This window comes from Brevibacillus migulae, from assembly GCF_004521915.1.
Taxonomy (GTDB): domain Bacteria; phylum Bacillota; class Bacilli; order Brevibacillales; family Brevibacillaceae; genus Brevibacillus_F; species Brevibacillus_F migulae.
In genome coordinates this window covers 31,538-51,953 of record NZ_SDKD01000021.1, presented here as the reverse complement: position 1 = coordinate 51,953, position 20,416 = coordinate 31,538, and the positions used below count along the sequence as shown (strand labels likewise).

The 20,416-nt window shown below is 49.6% G+C and carries 17 protein-coding genes; 12 read left to right on the top strand and 5 right to left on the bottom strand.

Going from position 1 to position 20,416, the window contains the following annotated elements; genetic code table 11:
• Positions 1-3 precede the first annotated feature (3 nt).
• Positions 4-3,093, top strand: coding sequence for an efflux RND transporter permease subunit (locus tag EIZ37_RS20455; protein ID WP_134686626.1), 3,090 nt, complete (start codon positions 4-6; stop codon positions 3,091-3,093).
• A 141-nt stretch (positions 3,094-3,234) separates the two neighbouring features.
• Here EIZ37_RS20455 and EIZ37_RS20450 read toward each other — a convergent pair whose 3' ends face one another.
• Complete coding sequence (locus tag EIZ37_RS20450) at positions 3,235-3,468, bottom strand: hypothetical protein (RefSeq protein ID WP_134686625.1); 234 nt, start codon at positions 3,466-3,468, stop codon at positions 3,235-3,237.
• 640 nt (positions 3,469-4,108) lie between these two features.
• On the opposite strand from EIZ37_RS20450, the gene EIZ37_RS20445 reads away from it, so the two are divergent.
• The 3 genes from EIZ37_RS20445 to EIZ37_RS20435 all read left to right on the top strand — a co-directional run bounded on the left by EIZ37_RS20445 (position 4,109) and on the right by EIZ37_RS20435 (position 6,025).
• A complete protein-coding gene (locus tag EIZ37_RS20445; RefSeq protein WP_134686624.1) occupies positions 4,109-4,897 on the top strand; it encodes an SDR family oxidoreductase in 789 nt (262 codons plus the stop codon).
• A 47-nt stretch (positions 4,898-4,944) separates the two neighbouring features.
• Positions 4,945-5,436, top strand: coding sequence for a YajQ family cyclic di-GMP-binding protein (locus EIZ37_RS20440; RefSeq protein WP_134686623.1), 492 nt, complete (start codon positions 4,945-4,947; stop codon positions 5,434-5,436).
• A gap of 115 nt (positions 5,437-5,551) precedes the next feature.
• Entirely contained in the window at positions 5,552-6,025 is a 474-nt protein-coding gene (locus EIZ37_RS20435; RefSeq protein ID WP_134686622.1) for a hypothetical protein, read from the top strand.
• Between the two features lie 112 nt (positions 6,026-6,137).
• On the opposite strand, the gene leuD is transcribed toward EIZ37_RS20435, so the two are convergent.
• Both leuD and leuC read right to left on the bottom strand, forming a co-directional pair.
• Entirely contained in the window at positions 6,138-6,725 is a 588-nt protein-coding gene (gene leuD, locus EIZ37_RS20430; protein WP_134686621.1) for a 3-isopropylmalate dehydratase small subunit, read from the bottom strand.
• On the bottom strand, positions 6,722-8,149 hold the full coding sequence (leuC, locus tag EIZ37_RS20425; protein ID WP_134686620.1) for a 3-isopropylmalate dehydratase large subunit: 1,428 nt from the start codon (positions 8,147-8,149) through the stop codon (positions 6,722-6,724). The genes leuD and leuC overlap by 4 nt, the downstream gene beginning before the upstream one ends.
• Before the next feature lie 112 nt (positions 8,150-8,261).
• Between leuC and EIZ37_RS20420 the strand changes: the two genes are divergently transcribed.
• From EIZ37_RS20420 to EIZ37_RS20400, 5 genes are all read left to right on the top strand, one after another.
• Positions 8,262-9,149, top strand: a complete 888-nt coding sequence (locus EIZ37_RS20420) for a LysR family transcriptional regulator (protein WP_134686619.1) — start codon at positions 8,262-8,264, stop codon at positions 9,147-9,149.
• Positions 9,150-9,165: 16 nt separating this feature from the next.
• The gene (locus tag EIZ37_RS20415; RefSeq protein WP_134686618.1) at positions 9,166-9,573 is read left to right on the top strand and encodes a thioredoxin family protein; all 408 of its coding nucleotides are present in this window, start codon (positions 9,166-9,168) and stop codon (positions 9,571-9,573) included.
• 12 nt (positions 9,574-9,585) lie between these two features.
• Entirely contained in the window at positions 9,586-10,497 is a 912-nt protein-coding gene (locus EIZ37_RS20410) for an RluA family pseudouridine synthase (RefSeq protein ID WP_134686617.1), read from the top strand.
• 80 nt (positions 10,498-10,577) lie between these two features.
• Positions 10,578-11,648, top strand: coding sequence for a YheC/YheD family endospore coat-associated protein (locus EIZ37_RS20405; RefSeq protein WP_134686616.1), 1,071 nt, complete (start codon positions 10,578-10,580; stop codon positions 11,646-11,648).
• A gap of 354 nt (positions 11,649-12,002) precedes the next feature.
• On the top strand, positions 12,003-13,481 hold the full coding sequence (locus tag EIZ37_RS20400) for an Lsa family ABC-F type ribosomal protection protein (RefSeq protein ID WP_134686615.1): 1,479 nt from the start codon (positions 12,003-12,005) through the stop codon (positions 13,479-13,481).
• Between the two features lie 72 nt (positions 13,482-13,553).
• Here EIZ37_RS20400 and EIZ37_RS20395 read toward each other — a convergent pair whose 3' ends face one another.
• Both EIZ37_RS20395 and trhO read right to left on the bottom strand, forming a co-directional pair.
• Positions 13,554-15,008 carry an amidase family protein gene (locus EIZ37_RS20395; RefSeq protein ID WP_134686614.1) on the bottom strand — a complete coding sequence of 485 codons (1,455 nt, stop codon included), beginning with the start codon at positions 15,006-15,008 and terminating at the stop codon, positions 13,554-13,556.
• A 167-nt stretch (positions 15,009-15,175) separates the two neighbouring features.
• Positions 15,176-16,111: an oxygen-dependent tRNA uridine(34) hydroxylase TrhO gene (gene trhO, locus EIZ37_RS20390; protein ID WP_134686613.1), complete on the bottom strand. Its 936-nt coding sequence runs from the start codon at positions 16,109-16,111 to the stop codon at positions 15,176-15,178.
• A 383-nt stretch (positions 16,112-16,494) separates the two neighbouring features.
• Here trhO and EIZ37_RS20385 point away from each other — a divergent pair, with 383 nt between their 5' ends.
• Genes EIZ37_RS20385 through EIZ37_RS20375 form a run of 3 tightly spaced genes read left to right on the top strand, consistent with a single transcriptional unit; the run spans position 16,495 to position 20,370 of the window.
• Entirely contained in the window at positions 16,495-18,741 is a 2,247-nt protein-coding gene (locus EIZ37_RS20385) for a ribonucleoside-diphosphate reductase subunit alpha (RefSeq protein ID WP_134686612.1), read from the top strand.
• A 27-nt stretch (positions 18,742-18,768) separates the two neighbouring features.
• The gene (locus EIZ37_RS20380) at positions 18,769-19,800 is read left to right on the top strand and encodes a ribonucleotide-diphosphate reductase subunit beta (RefSeq protein WP_205683863.1); all 1,032 of its coding nucleotides are present in this window, start codon (positions 18,769-18,771) and stop codon (positions 19,798-19,800) included.
• Positions 19,801-19,836: 36 nt separating this feature from the next.
• Entirely contained in the window at positions 19,837-20,370 is a 534-nt protein-coding gene (locus EIZ37_RS20375; protein WP_407921161.1) for a dUTP diphosphatase, read from the top strand.
• Positions 20,371-20,416: the final 46 nt, after the last annotated feature.

The window sequence follows — 20,416 nt, the reverse complement described above, 5'->3', positions numbered from 1 at the left end:
GGCATGGAAAAGATCATTCTCTTTTTGCTGAAACGAAAATTAATTGTTTTTCTCTGCACCTTTCTGATCGCCATCGTGGGGCTTGGCTCGGTATTCAGCTTTAATGTGGCGCTGGTGCCGAAAGCGAACATTCCCAATATCAATGTCAACATTTCCGGCGGATCTTTGCCTCCTGAGGAGATGGAAGATAAAGTAACCGATGAAGTGGAAAAAGAGATTAAGTCACTGGCGGGAGTGAAGGACTTTACTTCTACGACCGGCACAGGCTTTACCCGCATCAATATCAACGCGAATGAAAATGAAGGCGAAACCGTCAAGCAAGAAGTGCAGAACATTGTCAACCGTCTGCGCAATGACTTTCCGGAAGGCGTAGACAATATCACGATTACCCAGAGCAACCTGGGTGATGAAGAGCTGATCGATTATGCTTTGGTCGGTGCAGATCCCCAAGCCATGCTGAGCATTGCCAAGAAAACGATCAAGGATCGGCTTGAGTCTGTACCGGGTGTCAAAACAGCGGAAGTATACGACAGCACGTTTCAAGATAAAATCGCGATTACGCTGCGTCCAGAACGATTGTCAGCCTATCAGCTTACCCCGACGGATGTCATCGAGCAGCTGCAGGTGAGCAATTGGAAGCAAGCGGTCGGTACTTTGGAAAACACAGGGTTCGATACAGTCATCATGATTGATCATACGTTCCAGACGGTGCAGGAAATCAATGACGTGTCCATCGAGACGGGGCAGGGAAGCGTTCCCTTGTCACAATTGGCGACCATTGAAGACCTGCGGGGGACCATTAAAGATGCCGTTTCCTTGACGGACGGAAAACCGTATGTGCATATCAGTGTGAAAAAAGCGGATGGAGCGGACTTGATCACGACCCAAGAGGCGGTAGAAGAGGTCGTTTCACAGATCAATAGCGAATCCGGCGGAAAATATGAGATGAAGGTCATTTTCGAAGCCGTCTCCTATATCAAGCATGCGGTATCCAATCTGAGCCGCGATGTGGCCATCGGTGGTATCCTGGCCGTGATCATCCTGCTCGTGTTCCTGCGCAACTGGCGAGTTACGCTGGTGATTGCCACCACTCTGCCGCTATCCGCACTGATGACCTTTATCGCGATGAAAATGGGCGGATATGGCATTGATCTGGTGACATTGATTTCACTCAGTTTATCGGTCGGTCTGATCGTCGATGCAGCCATTGTGGTGCTGGAAAGCATTTATCATTTGCGGGAAAAAGGAGAACCGTTGACGAGTGCGATTGTGAAGGGGACGCGCGAAGTGTTGACCCCGGTAATCGCTTCGCAGCTGACGCTGGTCATTGTTTTTCTGCCTCTCGTATTTGCGGATTTTGAAGATTGGTTACGGCCGATTTTCAATACGATCGCCTTTACGGTTACCTCCACGATCGTGGCTTCGACGATCGCAGCCATCTTTTTTGTCCCAGTATTTGCGGATCGCTTCCTGCGCAATGACAAAAACGTCAAGCTGGAAGGCGATCAGCCTGTGAAAGAACACGCGATCGTCAGAACGTTCAATCGAGTCTTGCGAGTTGCCCTTCGCCATCGGATCAAAACGATTGCCATAGCGGCTGCGTTGTTCATCGGCGTCATGTTTCTTGCGCCATTTATTAAAATGGGGCAAGGCTTGAACCCAAACGAAAATCTCGTGTATGCACAAATCTTCCTGCCAGAAGGCACGCCTTTGGCTACGACCCAGGAAGCAGGCGTCTTGGCCGAAAAATCTTTGCGGGAAGTTCCAGAAGTGTTGGATGTGTTCTTCTTTGCGGAAAAGGATGAAGCAGAGATCTATGTCACCTTGGTAGGAAAAACGAAGCGTGAACGTGACAAAGAGGCGTTGGAAAAAGATATTCATGATCGCTTGACTTCCATAAAAGGGATCGAACGAATCACAATGTCATTTGGCGGAGCGGGGGAAGGAGCTCCGATCAAGCTGGATGTGATCGGGGAGGACTTGGAAACAACACGCCAGATCACGAGTGACGTGGAAGCGATGTTGAAAACGATCCCTGGCGTCACCAATGTGCGCAACGACTTTGACCGGGGCAGTGAGAAGATGACCCTTGTTCCCAAGCAGGATGCGCTGGCAAGACTGCAAGTCGATCATCGCTCCATGCTGCGTCAGATCAACGGCATGATTGGCGAGCAGCAGATTACGACGATGACCCAGGATGGGTTAGAGGTGGACGTGATCGCCCGTTATCCGGAAAATTGGCTGAAGCATCCCGATCAATTGCGCCAAGTGATGATCAAGGCAGAAACAGGTGCGCTGGTCCCATTGTCTGAATTAGTGGACTGGAGCTATAGCAAATCGCCGATCACTTTGCGCCACGATGACGGAGAGCGGCTCGTGACCGTATCTGCCGAAATGCTCGGAACGGATCTGGGGACGGTTGGCCGACAGATTGAAGAAAAACTGACCGAGCTTGCGGTTCCCGCCGGATATCAGGTCGAGATCGCCGGTAAGCTGAAAGAACAAAGCTCGAATATGACCCAAGGGTTGTTTGTGTTCCTCGGAGTGCTCGGATTGATTTACGTCATCATGGTGGCGCAATTCGGTCGTATGTCCCAGCCGTTGATCATCATGTTTACGATTCCCATGGCTCTTGTCGGTGTCGTCATCGGTTTTGTGCTCACACAGCGCATTTTCGGTGAAATGGCGATGATCGGGATCATCATGCTGGTCGGGATTGTCGTCTCCAATGCGATATTGCTCATCGACCGGATCAATCTGCTGCGTACCCGGGGCATGGATTTGCAGGAAGCCATTATCCAAGGCACCCGTGATCGTGTTCGCCCGGTCATCATGACCAAAGTGACCGCGATTTTGGGGATGCTCCCCATGGGTCTGGCGATGGCGGAAGGCTCCGATTTGGAAGCGCCTCTGGCCACAGGTGTGATTTCCGGGTTGATCTTCCATACGATTGTCACCTTGGTGTTGGTGCCAGTGATGTACTCGTTATTCGAGAGCTTCCATTCCTGGCGCTCTCGCCGAAAAGAAGCACGCCAACAACGAAAACAGCAAAGAAAAGCGGTAAAATCGGATCTGGCTTCAACAGAAGGATAAGCGATGGAAAAAGCGAAAGCGTAGACACTGTGTCTACGCTTTCTTTCGTTTGAAATTGATGTTCGACACGAACGGAAGAAACTGTTGGAAATAGCCACACCAATTTTGGGATACTGATGTTCTAAAACACAGCAACCGCACTCAAAGGTTATTCTTTCTTTTTTTATCATTGATCAAAAGCAAAGCCGTTGTAATACCCCAAACCGTTGCTGCCATATAAAATAGCATTTTTGTGCCAATTTCTAACGATACAGCGAAGAAGATCAAAGGCAATACCTGCAAAATAGCCGAAATCCGGCCTTCTCGTTTCGTAACAATCCAAAACAAAAACGCCAAAGACAGCACAAAGAAAATAATGGAGAAGAACGAAGGCACGAGTAGCTGCTCCCTCCTTTAAATATGTAGCATCCAGAAATCGCCCAGTTGTCGTCGCAACTTAGTCTAATTGTCCATACTCTCTCAAACGTAATCGTGTATCTTCCGTGACAGAGAATTCAGCTTTCCCACAGTTCGTACAAACAAACATAAGCAGACGCAGAGTTCCTTGAAACAGGTCACCAAGCTCTCCAAAAAACAAATTACTGATTGCCGAAGACCGCTGTAGCTCCTGTTCTCCAAGGGATAACATTTCTAGTTTACAGTTTGGGCAGATGCACATGGGCGGAAGGGATGGATGGTCTGCCTCATCCATTTCAGCGGGAATCGGTTCGCTTTTATCAAATTCAACCAGCTCCTTCCCGCATTTGTGACAATAGTCAACGTTTTTTTCCAAAATAGTATCGCACCATGGGCATTCCATTAGACCACCTCTATGATTGTTTCAATCAACTCGCATTGCTTGCTTTGTTTTCGTTTGTTATACGTATGGAAGCTACTGGAGGTTTCCGAAGATAAGGGATCGCTTAAAAGGAAAGCCATTTGGCGGGTCCAAAAACTTGGCGCAACGGTGTTTCGTAAGGTAGAATGGAGGGCAGACAGACAATATGCAATCGTTTCCAAAGAGGGAGGAGTACATATGGATTTACAGCTGACAGGGCGTACCGCGATCGTATTGGCTTCAACCAAAGGGTTAGGGAAAGCGACTGCCTTTTCCTTGGCAAAAGAAGGGGCCAATGTAGTGATTTCCGGCCGTGACGAAGCGGCCTTAGAAGCGGTTGCTGCGGAATTTAAGCAGGAAATCGGCAGGGAACCATTGACCGTTATGACAGACGTGACAAAAGCAGGGGATATTGAAAGGCTTGTGCAAGCGACGGCAGAGAAGTTTGGCACGGTAGATATTCTGATTACCAACGCCGGAGGTCCACCGGCAGGCACATTCGAGCAGATGACCGATGAACATTGGCAGCAAGCCTTCGAATTGAATTTGCTCAGTGTCATACGTTCCATCCGTGCGGTGCTCCCGTATATGCGTGACCAGCAATTTGGACGGATTGTTAATTTTGCTTCTTCCTCATTTAAACAACCGATCGATAATCTGATTTTATCCAACACTTTCCGGACAGGGATCGTCGGATTGGCAAAAACACTGGCCTCCGAGCTTGGGCCGGATGGCATCCTGATCAATACCGTGGGACCTGGACGGATCGGGACCGATCGCTTGGCTTATCTTGACGCTGTACGGGCTGACAAAAGCGGTCAAACCGTAGAAGAGGTCCGCCGGCAAATGGAGGCGGCGATTCCGGTCGGCAGATACGGGGAGCCGGATGAGTTTGCCCGTGTGATCACCTTCCTGGCATCGCCAGCCAATAGCTATGTGACCGGCCAATCCATCCTGGTTGATGGCGGAATGGTCAAAGCCATTTAACCGAAGCGTATACCTCCCCAATTATCTTCGAAGAAAGGAATGGTTACATGAGTAAAGAGAGTTCATTTGATATCGTTTCCAAGGTTGATTTGTCAGAAGTGACCAATGCCATCAACACGGCGAAAAAAGAGATTGAAAACCGCTTTGACTTCAAAGGCAGCAAGAGCGATATCTCTCTCGACAAAGAGGAGATTGTCATTGTTTCCGACGATGAGTACAAGCTTGGGCAGGTAAAAGACGTTCTCCTGAGCAAGCTAATCAAGCGTGAGGTGTCCATCAAGAACCTTGACTACGGCAAAATTGAGCCTGCTTCTGGCGGTACCGTCCGTCAACGGGTAAAACTGGTCCAAGGAATTGACAAAGACAACGCGAAAAAGATCAACACCATCATCAAAGATACGGGCTTGAAGGTAAAATCACAAATTCAGGACGACCAGATCCGTGTGGTGGGCAAAAGCAAGGATGAACTGCAAGCGATCATTGCGGCCATTCGAAAAGCAGACCTCCCGATTGAAGTCCAATTCATCAATTTCCGCTAACAAATTCAATCCCTGATCATGAAAATGTTGCCTTTCTGATTCTATCTCTCCCTTTTTTCGCGTATGCATGTACAAAACGGGGACAAACGTTATTGTGGAAAGGGAGAGTAGAGTGATGAGGGTATTGATTATTAACATGCGACAACTGATCGTTGGCATTATTGTTCTGCTCGTCATCTTGATTGGCGGTGTCGTACTCTTGGTAAGCGATCCGCTTTCCGTATCCGACTCGTATCGACCTGATGTGGAAAGCGTATTTACCACGGCGCCGGTAAGCGGTGACGAGTTCAACAGCGCAAAGCCGGAGCTGGCTTTGGATGTAACCGTGGAAGGCACGACCGCGAACGTGAAGATGCTGACCAAAAACTTCGAGTTTCTGCCGCTGAACAGCGAAATGTCCGATCCTACGATGCACGGGCAAGGCCACGCGCATGTATACTTGGACGGTCAATTGAAAGGGAAAGTGGATGAATCAGAGTTTCTTTTGAAGCAGCTTCCAAAAGGGGAGCATGAGCTCCGGGTAGAGCTTACCTATCACAATCATCTGCCTTATAAGGTTGAGCAGGTAAGAATGATTGAAATCAAATAATCGTGTTGTTCACAGCCGCGCCTATAAGGGCGCTTTTCTTTTTTTGTGCCAGAATAAACGGAAAAACGGCCACTCGGCAGCAAAGTGCCAGTGGCCGTTCCTTCCGTATTCCTTATCCTCTAGCTGCTTCAAAGGCGGTAATTTTCTCTTCGAGCTGCAAGGTGATCCCGATGTCATCCAAGCCGTTTAACAGGCAGTAGCGGCGGTATTCATCCACTTCAAAGGAGTAGGAGAGTCCTTGCGCGTCTGTCACGGTCTGAGCTTGCAAATCGATCGTCAGCTCATAATCTGGATTTTGCTCGGTTCGCTTGAATAATTCTTCGACTTGCTCCTCAGACAGCTTGATCGGTAGAATGCCATTTTTAAAGCAATTATTGTAGAAGATGTCGGCAAAAGAGGGAGCGATGATCGCCCGGAATCCATAGTCCAACAGGGCCCAAGGAGCATGCTCACGGGATGAACCGCAGCCAAAGTTGTTGCGCGCCAATAAAATGGTCGAGTTGGCATAACGCGGTTGGTTGAGCACAAACGTATCGATAGGCTCACCTTCTGCGGTAAAGCGCCATTCGTAAAAAAGGAATTGTCCAAAGCCCGAGCGTTCGATTCGTTTCAAGAATTGCTTCGGGATAATGGCGTCGGTATCCACGTTCACCCGATTGAGCGGTGCTGCGATTCCGGTAACGGTCACAAATGGATTCATTGGTAGACTTCCTCCTTTTTCTCGGTATACCATTCACGCACATCGACGAAGTGGCCAGCGATAGCTGCCGCTGCCGCCATTTCCGGACTGACCAGATGGGTGCGCCCTCCACGTCCTTGTCGACCTTCAAAGTTGCGATTGGAGGTAGAGGCACAGCGTTCGCCCGGCTGCAAAATATCAGGATTCATGGCCAGACACATCGAGCAGCCGGATTCGCGCCATTCAAAACCAGCCGCTATAAAGATTTCATGCAATCTTTCCTGTTCCGCCCGTTCTTTCACCGCTTGGGAACCGGGCACGACCATCGCATGGACATGGGCAGCCACTTTTCGCCCTTTTGCAACCGATGCGGCCTTGCGCAAGTCTTCAAGACGTCCATTTGTACAGGAACCGATAAAGACGCGATCGATCTTGATCTCACTCATAGGCGTGCCTGGAGCGAGGTCCATGTAAGCCAAAGCATCCCGTGCCGCTGTCTGCTCATTTGCAGTGGGGAAGGAAGCGGGATCAGGCACAGCGCCGGTGATACTTGTACCCATGCCAGGACTGGTTCCCCATGTTACTTGCGGGGCGATGTCTGCAGCTTCGATCTCGACGACTCGATCATAGACAGCACCTTCATCTGTGGAGAGCTGCTTCCATTTTTCGACGGCTGCCAGGAAGTCTTCTCCTTGGGGAGCGTAGCGGCGTCCTTTCAAGTAGGTAAAGGTGGTCTCATCCGGTGCGATCAGGCCCGCGCGAGCGCCTGCTTCAATCGACATGTTGCAGACGGTCATGCGCTCTTCCATGGAGAGTCCGCGGACTGCCTCGCCGGTATATTCGATGACATAGCCTGTGGCAAAGTCTGTGCCGAATTTTGCGATAATCGCCAAAATTAAGTCTTTTGCAGTGACGCCAAATGGAAGCTTTCCGTTCACGCGCACTTCCATCGTTTTTGGTTTATGCTGCTGCAAGCACTGGGTCGCCAGCACATGCTCCACTTCGCTGGTGCCAATACCGAAGGCGAGTGCGCCAAAGGCTCCGTGTGTGGAGGTGTGGCTGTCTCCGCAGACGATGGTTTTTCCCGGATGGGTAAGTCCAAGCTCCGGTCCGATGACGTGCACGATTCCTTGATCCGGGCTGTTCAGATCCGCCAGCGGGATGCCGAATTCCGCGCAGTTTGCCTGAAGTGTCTCCATCTGTTGGCGGGAGATCGGATCGGCTACATTGAAACGGTCAAAGGTAGGCACATTATGATCCATGGTAGCAAAGGTCAGATCAGGGCGGCGAACGCGTCGGCCGGCAAGGCGCAATCCCTCAAACGCTTGGGGGGAAGTCACCTCGTGAACCAAATGCAGATCGATATACAAGAGGCTTGGTTTCCCTGCTTCTTCATGAATGACGTGCTGATCCCAAATCTTTTCGAATAAGGTGCGGGGCTTCATGTAGAATTCCTCCTCATTACTTTCTCTTTTATAGAGTTGTACCATGGCAAAGGCTATAGGTCAAAGATATAATAATTATAGAGGCTATAGGATATTGTTATGGAGGTTCAGGATGGAGTTTCGACAAATTCGCTATGTACTGGCTGTCGCTCAGGAACACAGCTTTTCCCGCGCGGCCGAGCGCTTGCATCTGGCGCAGCCGTCATTAAGCCAGCAAATCGCCAAGCTGGAAAAAATGTTTGATGTGCAGCTCTTTCACCGTCTGCCGCAGCATGTGGAGCTGACGGATGCAGGAGCCCGCTTTGTTCAGGTGGCCAGTCAGATCATGGATCAGGTGGAGGGACTGGAACGCGAAATGCGTTCTTACGCACAAGGGGAGAGCGGGAGACTTTTTGTAGGGAGCCTGCCGATTACCGGTGAATATGTGCTGCCCGAGGTCATCTCCGAATTTTCACGGATGTATCCGGGGGTTGAGCTTCAGCTTGTAGAGGAAAGATCAAGTCAGTTGGAACAGCTGCTGGCTAGAGGGATCATTGATGTGAGTCTGCTGACGATGCCCATTTCCGAGCCGTCTCTGGCTGTCGAGCCAGCGATACGGGAGGAAATCTACCTTGCGCTGCCGCCCGAGCATCCGCTAGCCAGCGCACAGGAGGTTGAACTGTCGGATCTGGCCGATCAGCCCTTTATTTTATTGAAAGAAGGGCAAGGCTTCCGGCAAATTACCCTGACGCTGTGTGAGCAAGCCGGGTTTCGTCCGAAGATCGTGTTTGAAAGCAGCAACATCCACACCGTACAATCATTGGTGGCAGCTGGCATGGGTATTTCCTTCGCGCCAGCCATGATCACGGCTGCCGGGCGTACCAGCGCGAGACCGGCCTATGTCCGGTTGGCGACCCGTCCCGAGCGGACATTGGTGGTGGCATATCGGCGCGACCGACATTTGTCCAAGCCGGTGAAAGCCTTTATGGATATGCTGGTGCGTGTCGGGACCAAAGTGTAATCGCCAGGTTGCGGACATGCGACAAGATTGGCTGCTTGTGATACACTATGACAAAGATCGTGAAAGGATGGTTTCTATGAGAGAGGTAAAGACAGAAAGCGATTTTCAAGAAGCGATTCAATCCGAAAAGCCGGTTGTCGTAAAGTTTTTCACCGATTGGTGTCCGGATTGTCACCGGATCGATCCGTTCATGCCAGAAGTGGAAGAAAACTATAAAGATAAGATCGACATGATCGCGGTAAATCGTGATACCCTGCCGGATTTAGGGCAAAAATACGATGTGTTTGGCATTCCGAGCTTTATCGCTTTTCAAAAAGGCAATGAACTGATCCGTTTTGTCAGCAAATTGGGCAAAAGCCGTGAAGAAATCGAACAATTCTTGGACCGCGTCGTCCAGGTCAGTGAAACACTCCAACAACAGTAAGGAAGACAGCCGATGATTGCGTGTGTGAAAACAGGAGAATGGTTGTCGGGAATTTTGGGTGCCGAGGATGCAGGGATGCAGCTCGGCATTCTTTTGCGTGAAAAATGGAGATTGCCCAAGAAAACCGTGCATTTGCTCTTTCAACAAAAAGAGGTATTGCTGCAGGGTTCACCCGTCGCACAGCATACCGTGACAGAAGCGGGGCAAGAGATAAGGATGCGCGTATGCCTGCCTGAGCCGTTGGGAATAGAACCGGTTACGGGAAAGCTCGAGGTGCTCTATGAGGATGATCATCTGCTCATTGTAAACAAACCCGCGGGACTGCTGCTTCACCCGACCGAGAAAGCGCATCGCCAGACGCTTGACCATCTGGTATCCGGATATTTCCTGCAGCAGGGAATCCAAGCAAAGGTGCGGCATGTGCACCGGCTCGATCAGGAAACATCAGGAGCGGTCCTATACGCCAAACATGCATTATCTTCCGCTTTATTAGATGAGCGCTTGCGATTGAGCCTAATCAAACGGACCTATCTCGCTTTTGTGCATGGGCGCTTCACCAAAAAGTCCGGCACCATCAACGCTCCAATTGGGAAAGACCGGCATCACCCAACGAGGCGCAGAGTAAGCCCAGGGGGAGATCCGGCGATTACGCATTATCAGGTAATCAATCAATATGCCGATGCCGCCAAGGTCGAATGTGTCCTCGATACGGGCCGTACACATCAAATCCGGGTCCATTTATCGTACCTCGGGCATCCATTGTTGGGAGATGCCTTGTATGGAGGAAAACCGTTGGGTATTGCCAGACAAGCCCTTCATGCAGTGAACCTGCAGCTTGTACATCCCTTTGGCGAGAAAAGCATCCGGGTGGATTGCCCGCTTCCCGAAGAAATGCTTCGGTTAGAACGACAGTTGGAAGGGTAGCGAAGAAAATCCGCTACCCGATACGCATTTCACCTCCGGCGTGAATAGACTGCAGTGAGAAACGCCAAGAGGGTGTTGAAATGAACAAAGTAAGGATTGGGATCTTGACCTCGCGGGTGGGAAGCCGATTTTCCGAGCCTCGATACTTCCGGCAATTGATTCATGAAGGTGCGCGTCTTGGTTGTCAGGTGTTCCTTTTTGCCCCGCAGGATGTGGATGTCGGCAGCCGCAGCATCTATGGCTATGTCCCTGCAGGAGCAAAGGGATGGATCCGACGCAAAATCACCTGGCCCGATGTAGTGATCGATCGCTACCGGTATTCGCCGACAGCCGCTTTTCAACGCTATGTAGCCTTTCGCAGAAGAAAACTGTTTCCGTATACCAATAACCGACTGGCCAACAAATGGAAGGTACATCAAGTTCTGATCAAGGATGAACGGATGCATCCATGGCTGCCTGATACGCAATTATTTCAAAAGGCGACACTCCGCAGCATGCTGCGGAAGCACTCACAGCTGTATGTGAAACCAGTCAACGGTACAGGCGGCAGGGGAATATTGAAGATCGAACGGACAGAGGAAGGCTATCATCTGCTGGGACGGGATCATAACCGCGTGAAGCGTTCCATTCGAACGAACAGCCAGCCTTCCTTACTCACAAAGGTCGAGCGCTGGGTCAATCGCGGTTATTATATAATCCAGCAAGGTCTTGCGCTTGATTTGAAACCAGGAAGATCGGTGGATATGCGGCTCCTCCTGCAAAAAAATCAAGATGGCGTATGGTCGATCACAGGTCACGGGATCCGCGTAGGTGGTCAACAAAGTGCAACCTCCAATCTCCACGGAGGCGGGACAGCGGTTGATTCGACCCGGTTTCTGGCTGCAAGATTCAACGAAGAAAGAGCAAAGGAAATCGTCGCTGAGTGTGAAAAGCTTGGGTATCAGACCGCAGCCACCATCGAGAATCATTTTGGGCGAATGCTGGAGCTGGGGCTGGATATTGGAGTCGATCGGGATGGCCGTGTCTGGCTAATCGAAGTGAATCCGAAGCCAGGCAGAGAAATTTTCAAGGAGCTCGGACAGTTGGCTCTCTATCGTCAGGCGATACGAAAGCCGCTGCAGTACGCCATGCATGTGGCGAGTACAGAGTAGATAGGTCAGGCATGATAAAAGGGAGTGGCTTCACCGGACACTGGACGGAGCCATTTTACCGGTGAGTCTTTCGGTTGCATTCAATCATCGCGTATGGTAAAATACTTGTAATTTCATGAATGGAGTTGAAACGTGTAATGGATTTTTCTTGCTAATGAAGGTATAAAACAACAAAAGCGATCGTTATTTCGCTTGTTTTATTCTTTATGTGCAAGAAAGTTACTACACTTTTCACTCAGACGGATATGTCCTTATCTAACTCCACCGTGTGGCGTTAGATTTGCTGTATGTATTTGAGCTGCGAGAAAGTAACTTTCTTGCAGCTCTTTATTTTTCATACAGGGGGATGATTTGATGTCATTAATCCAAGTGACCAACCTGACATTTGCCTATGAGGGCAGTTTTGATAACATCTTTGAAGACGTAAGCTTCCAGATCGATACTGATTGGAAATTGGGATTTACGGGAAGAAACGGGAGAGGGAAGACGACCTTCCTTCATTTGTTGCTGGGGAACTATGAATACAGCGGTAAGATCTCGGCCAATGTCCAATTTGAATACTTTCCTTTTCCGGTGGAGAACAAGGAACAGAATACCCTAGACGTCATCGAGGGCATCCTTACCGACTACCATCATTGGGAACTGATGCGCGAACTTTCCTTATTGAAGGTGTCCGAAGATGTGCTGTATCGGCCTTTTGCTACTTTGTCCAATGGAGAGCAGACGAAGGTGATGCTGGCTGCGTTGTTTTTGAAGGAAAACAGCTTTCTGCTCATTGATGAACCGACCAATCACCTGGATATGCATGCAAGAAAGCTTGTCAGTGATTATCTCGATACCAAAAGCGGCTTTATTCTGGTATCCCATGACAGAGCATTCCTGGATAACTGCGTCGATCACATCCTTTCCATTAATAAGACCAATATCGAGGTACAAAAAGGGACGTTCTCCGAGTGGTGGGAAAATAAAAAAAGGCAGGATCAGTTTGAGTTTGCCGAGAATGAAAGGCTGAAGAAGGACATTAAACGCTTGTCCGAATCTGCAAAGCGCACAAACCACTGGTCCCACGAAGTGGAAAAAACCAAAAATGGCACCCTAAATTCCGGTTCCAAGGTTGATAAAGGGTATGTTGGCCATAAGGCTGCCAAGATGATGAAACGCTCGAAATCAATCGAGCAAAGACAGCATTCCGCGATCGAGGAAAAAGCGAAGCTCCTGAAAAACATTGAAAACCAGGACAGCTTAAAGATTTCCCAGCTGACCTACCATAAAAACCAGCTTGTAGAGCTTGAGCATGTGTCGATTTTTTACGGGGAGAAGCCGGTTTGTGCAGATGTAAGCTTTACGATCGGGCAAGGGGAGCGAATTGCGCTTGCAGGGAAAAATGGCTCCGGAAAATCAAGCATCATCAAACTGATATGTGGAGAGGAGATCCAGCATACGGGCACTTTCAGAAGGGGGAGCCAGCTGAAAATCTCCTATGTGTCCCAGGACACCTCTCATTTGCAAGGGAGCCTGACGGATTACGCGAGAGACCATGGAATCGATGAAAGCCTATTTAAATCGATTCTAAGAAAACTCGATTTCTCCCGCATACAATTTGAAAAGGATATGTCCGCTTTTAGCGGCGGGCAAAAAAAGAAAGTGCTGATTGCGAAAAGTCTTTGTGAGAATGCTCATTTGTACATTTGGGATGAACCGCTTAATTTTATCGATGTGATTTCGCGGATGCAGATTGAAGAGCTGCTGCTCGAATATACACCTACCATTCTTTTCGTGGAGCATGACAGTGAGTTCTGCAAAAACATCGCTACTAAGGTAGTACAACTCTAGAGAAAAACGATCGTCTCATAAAAGTACGCAAAAAGAAGGAAGCACCCCAGTGGCGCTTCCTTTTTTGTGTGTTTACACCAGCTTTGGCGGTACACGATGCTGAGTGGCTTGCTCGTATGCATAAGCGATGCGGATCAGCTGAGGCTCACTGTAGGCCTTCCCGGTAAACGTGATCCCCAGCGGTTTTCCCTCTGGCGTATAGCCGGCTGGTACGGTTATAGAAGGATATCCCGCTTTTGCAGCGATTCCCGCACCGTAGTTGGCTGGAAAGACCAGAGCATCCAGTCCGTGCTCGACAAGCGCTGCGTCGATCCCGTCCGTTTGTGAATCGTACAGATCCCGCGCCCTGCTTTCCAGATAGGCCGGTTCGGTTAGCGTCCCGCTTGTGGCTTCCGCTTGTTCCAGAATGCTCTGCCCATAGCGAAGAGCTTGTTCGGCATGCTCCTCATTGAAACGTATGACATCCTGCAAGCTGTGGATCGGCCAATGATCGGGAAGAGCTCGCAAATAAGCGTTCAGGGCGGGTTTGAACTCGTGAAGCATTACGGCCATGTCCGGAGTTAGCCGGGAGGAGGACGGGATGGTGACCGGATCAATCACAGTTGCCCCCTGTTGGGAGAGTGTCTGAATGGCCAGCTCCATCAAAGCGAGCTGATCCTTATCCAGATCATCATAATAGACGGGGCGGGCAATTCCCAGACGAGCACCTGCTAACCCCTGAGGGTCGAGAAAGGGGGTGTAGTCCGTATACGCTCGGCCGATGCTGGCAGCTGTCACCGGATCAGCTTGATCGACTCCTGTCATGGCGCCGAGCAGTATGGCTGCATCTGCGACGGTACGGGCCATGGGACCTGCAGTGTCTTGTCTGAAAGAAATCGGAATGATGCCGCTTCGGCTGATGAGCCCGACTGTCGGTTTGATTCCTACCACCGAATTGGAGCTGGCTGGACTCAAAATGGAGCCGGAAGTTTCCGTACCGACTGCGACCATGGCCAGGTTTGCCGCTACAGCCACCCCCGAACCCGAGCTAGAGCCCCCAGTATCGAAAATCCCCGGGCCATATGAATTTCGAACCTGACCTCCGCGTGAGCTATATCCATTCGGCATATGATCGGTCATGAAATTGGCGAATTCCGTCAGATTAGTTTTGCCTAGGATAACGGCCCCTGCCTCGCGAAGCCGTTCTACGACATACGCATCCTTTGCCGCATAAGAATGGGCCAAGGCCAGAGAGCCTGCACTCGTATGCATCTTGTCTGCCGTATCGATATTATCCTTGATCAGGACGGGAATCCCGTGCATAGGTCCCCGAGGGCCGCGCAGCTTGCGCTCTTGATCAAGCGCTTCTGCGATTTGGAAGGCATCCGGATTCCATTCGAGGATCGCGTTCAAATGGACGCCAGCTTTATCGTAGACAGCGGCTTGTTTCATATAAAAGAGGACCAAATCACGTGCAGAGAGTTCTCCGTTCGCCATCTTTTCCTGAACTTGCGCAATCGTTGCTTCCACCAGCCATTGATCATTCATTCGGCTCTCTCCTTGTCCAAATCGATCTTGTAACGAGCATACCACATTCATTCCATGAAAAAAGAGGAAAAGAACTATGAAAGTGTGGAGAGGGGAGGGGATTTACTGCTGTAGTAATAACAAAGGCTCCGTCGAGTAGGGACGGAGCCTTAATGGTGGTTATGAGATTACGCTTGCTGCAGCTTTTGTTCTTCCAATAATTTTTGCTCTTCGATGTATCGGTTGCGCGGATGCTCCTCGCATTCTTTGGAGCAGGAACGTTTATGCTCGATTTCGCACTCAGGGCAGACGATATGCTGCAGGTTGCACTCCGGATTGGCGCAGTTCACATATCTGTCTTCCTTCTTGCCGCAGTGGTAGCAAGTGCCGACCACAACATCTTCTACTTGGTTGATCGGAACGGAGATGCGCTCATCAAACACGTAGCATTTTCCATCAAACAGTTGACCTTTTACTTCCGGATCTTTTCCGTAAGTGACAATCCCGCCATCAAGCTGGTAAACCTCTTCGAAGCCTTCGCGCAGCAGGATGCCGGATAATACTTCGCAGCGAATACCGCCTGTGCAGTAGGTAAGTACTTTTTTATCTTTGAACTTGCTGAAGTTTTCGCGAATCCACTCAGGAAACTCACGGGAAGATTCGACCTCTGGGCGGATGGCACCGCGGAAATGGCCGATGTCATACTCGTACGCGTTGCGGCCATCAAGCACGACGACATCGTCGCGTTGCAACATTTCGTACCACTCAGCCGGTTTCAGATGTTTGCCGGTCAGACGGTTTGGATCGACTTTTTCTTCCAAGCGCCAGGTCACGAGCTCAGGCTTGTGACGGACAAACATTTTTTTGAAAGCATGGCCGTCTGCTTCATCGATCTTGATCGGCATATCAGCAAAACGAGGATCTTTGCGGAGTTGAGCGATGTATTCGTCAGTTTGCGCAATCGTTCCGGATACAGTACCGTTCAATCCCTCTTCTGCCACGATAATGCGGCCTTTCAGCCCGATATCTTTACACATTTGCAGATGGGCGGCTGCAAATTCTTCTGGATTTTCAATAGGGACATATTTGTAATACAGCAAGATACGGTATGGTTTTTGTTCCATCTGTTAATCACCTCTAGTTTTGCGTTATTTCATATAAGGAACGAACGAATACGCTCGATATTGAAAAAAAGATCCTCTACAGAAAGAATATTTTACATGATGACACCACCGTTTGTCTATGGGAGAGGCTGGAGATACTTGTTTTGCTGAAAGTAAAGAAAAAAATGTCGAAATTTCTGTTTGCAATTTCCGTCGAGTATGTTATTAACAGATTTCAGATGAAAATCAATATCTAGTATTTGCTTTGTCGAAAAATTTATACCATACCCATATGTTGATTGATTCACTCTCTTTGTGTTAACTTAATCACTATACCTAGTACATCAACTTCGACAGTTTTTTTCATTTTACTAGAGTTTATTCCCGTAAGGAGTGTCCTGAGCATGACCATTGCGACCATTAGCATCGTGAAGCGTAACGGAGAGAGAGAAGACCTGCGTGTCGACAAGCTGAAAAAAGTGATCGGCTATGCATGCGCGAATTATCCAAATTGTGATCCGTTGGAGCTTGAATTAGATTCTCACCTGCAATTTCGCGACGGGATGACTACCAAAGAAATTCAACGTACCGTCATTCAGGTTGCAGTAGAGAAGACAAGCGTTGAAAATCCAGATTGGCAATTCGTTGCAGCAAGATTGCTTGCTTATGATCTCTACAAGGATGCGGCAATCAACCGCAATTATCGCGGACATTTTGGATACGGTGACTTTACCCAATTGATCCATACGCTCACGGAGCAAGGGCTCTATGGTTCCTATCTGTTGGAAACATACTCTGACGAGGAAATTGCCGAACTCGGGGCATACATAAAGCCGGAGCGTGACCAGCTGTTTAATTATGCCGGTCTTCGTCTGCTGGCGGATCGCTATATGATCAAAAACCGCGACGGCGGTGTGATGGAACTGCCTCAAGAGCGATTCATGGTCATTGCGATGCATCTGGCAAGCAAAGAAAAGGATCGCGTAAAACATGCCAAAGATTTCTATGATGTTCTTTCGAAGCTGGAAATCACGGTGGCTACACCGACTTTGGCGAATGCGGGAACCCCTTTCCACCAACTGTCTTCCTGCTTCATTGACACGGTAGATGATTCGCTTGCGAGCATTATGAACACAGCCAATGCGACCTCCATGGTTTCCAAGTTTGGCGGGGGCGTAGGCATTTACTTGGGCAAGGTGCGCAGCCGCGGTTCCTCTATCCGTGGACACAAGGGTGCGTCAGGCGGTATCGTACCTTGGACACGCCTGTACAACCAGATCGCGATCAGCGTGGATCAGTTGGGTACCCGAGCAGGAGCGTTTGCCATCTATTTGGATATTTGGCATGCGGACATTTTGGACTTCTTGAACTTGAAGACCAACAACGGGGACGATCGCATGAAGGCTCATGACATTTTCCCTGGTGTATGTATCCCAGATCTGTTTATGGAAAAGGTAAAAGAGCGTGGCAGCTGGTACTTGTTTGACCCGCATGAAGTGCGTGAAGTGATGGGCTTCTCGCTGGAAGACAGCTTTGGCGAAGAATTCAACAAACGCTATGAACAGTGTGTACAGGAGCCTCGCCTCACCATTAAGACAGAGATTCCTGCCATCGAGATCATGAAACGGATCATGTCCAGCGCGTTTGAAACGGGAACACCATTTGTTTTCTTCCGCGATACGGTAAATCGTGCGAATCCAAACAAGCATGCCGGCATGGTTTATTCCTCCAACTTGTGCACGGAAATCATGCAAAACATGAGTCCGACTACGCTGATCAGCGAAGAAGTAGAAGATGGCGAAATTGTAACGCGCCAAAAGCCAGGTGATTTTGTCGTGTGCAACCTGTCATCGTTGAATCTGGGACGTGTAAATTCCTTTGAGGATATCGCGCGGATCGTGCCGATCCAAATGCGGATGCTGGACAATGTAATCGATCTGAACTTCTATCCGGTGAAGCAAGCGCAGCAAACGAATAAAAAGTATCGCGCCGTTGGTTTGGGGACAAGCGGTTACCATCAATACTTGGCGCAAAACGGCGTGAAATGGGAAAGCGAAGAGCATATCGAAGTAGCGGACAAGCTGTATGAGGAAATTTCTTACCACGCGATCAAAGCATCGATGGAAATTTCCAAAGAAAAAGGGCATTACCCGGTATTTGAGGGCAGTGAATGGCAGACTGGGGAATACTTTGCGCAGCGAGGCTATGAAAGCGAGCGTTGGCAAGAGCTTCGCAAGCAAGTGGCGGAGAACGGCATGCGTAATGCTTGGACGTTTGCGGTAGCGCCGACCGGAACAACGAGCCTGATCGCTGGTTCCACAGCTTCCACCGACCCGGTATATGCCAAATTCTTTATCGAAGAAAAGCGGAACGGAAACATCCCGCAAACGGCACCAAACCTGAATGAAAAAACATTCTTCTACTACAAGGAAGCGCATCGTATCGATCAAATCTGGTCGATTCGTGCGGCGGGAGCAAGACAGCGTCACATTGACCAGGCGCAATCCTTCAACTTGTACATCACACCGGATATTACGGCGCCACAGTTCCTTGATCTGTATATTCAGGCATGGGAAAACGGCTTGAAGACCATTTACTATGTGCGTAATCAATCCGTAGAAGTGGAAGATTGTGTGAGCTGCTCTGCTTAAGAACAATTAATCGAGGTGTAAAGAATCATGGATTTGCAAAAAAAACGCTTGTTTAACGAGGAAGGCCAACGCGGCACGCAGCGTCTGATCGGGGGAAATACTACCAATCTGCGCGAGTGGAACCGTATTAAATATCCATGGTCGGCCAAGCTGTACCGTACCATGCTAAACAACTTCTGGATTCCAGAGGAAGTGCCGCTTGCCAGCGATGCCAAGCAATTTGAGACGCTATCGCCGGCAGAGCGCCGCGCATTTGATAAAACCATTTCATTTCTGAACTTCCTGGACTCCATTCAATCAGAAAACCTGCCGAACATCTCGGACTACGTGACCGCACCAGAAGTGGCCTCTCTGTTGAACATTCAGACGTTCCAGGAAGAGATCCATGCCCAATCGTACAGCTATATTCTCGATTCGGTATGCTCCCCTGCAACTCGTGACAATATTTATGATGAGTGGCGCACGGATAAACGCTTGCTGGAGCGCAACAAGTTTATCGCTGATCTGTATCAGCAGTTTGTCGATCAGCCGAATGACCGCAACTTCCTGCGTACCGTGATGGCCAACTATTTGCTGGAATCTCTGTATTTCTATTCCGGATTCTCCTTCTTCTACACCTTGGCGCGTCAAGGAAAGATGACAGGGACCGCTACATTGATCAAGTACATCCAGCGCGATGAGCTGACTCACGTCGTATTGTTCCAAAACATGTTCCGGGAGCTTCGTGTGGAAAATCCGGACATGTTCACCCCTGATTTGATCGATGAGCTGCGTGAGATGATGCGCACAGCGGTTCAGCACGAAACAGGATGGGGCCAATACATTACCAACAATGAGATCCTGGGTCTCAATAACGATATCATCGAACGTTACATCAAGTATTTGTCCAACCAACGCTTGAAGGCGCTCGACATCGAGATCTTGTATCCGGAGCAGGTCGAGCATCCGATGAAATGGGTGGATTCCTTCGCCGATATGAACAGCACCAAAACCGATTTCTTCGAGCAAAAAGTGACCAACTACACGAAATCAAGCGGATTGAACTTTGGCGATCTGTAAGGTTCCCTTGCTCATGCAAAAGGAGAGAAAATGGACATGAACGACAGTCAACGAGTGACTGTGCCAGTGCGCGTGCTTCGTTTACATGAAGCGGCGGTCATCCCGAAATACGCAAAAGCCTTGGATGCTGGGTTTGACTTAGTTGCAGTCGAGGATACCTTGGTGGCGCCTGGTGAAACCGCGAAGATCCGGACTGGTCTTGCCTTCGCGATTCCCGACGGATATGAGCTTCAGGTAAGGCCGCGCTCCGGAATCAGCGCCAAAACCAAGCTGCGGATCAGCAACGCGCCGGGAACGATCGACGCCGGCTATCGGGGAGAAGTGCAGGTTCTGATTGACAACATTCGTATTGCCAGCGGCATACAAGGCAACGAATGCTTTGATATTAGTGAACAACCTGTACAACTGGATGCTCCTGCAGATCGCCATGCCTATCTGATTCGCAAAGGTGATCGCATTGCGCAAGGCGTGATCAGCATTGTGCCGATCGCCCAGTTTGAAGAGGTCGCGGAGCTGGATGAAACCGAACGCGGTACGGGCGGATTTGGCAGCAGCGGAGTGAAGGCATAAAATAACACCCGTGATTCTCGTTTCATGCGAAAATCACGGGTGTTTC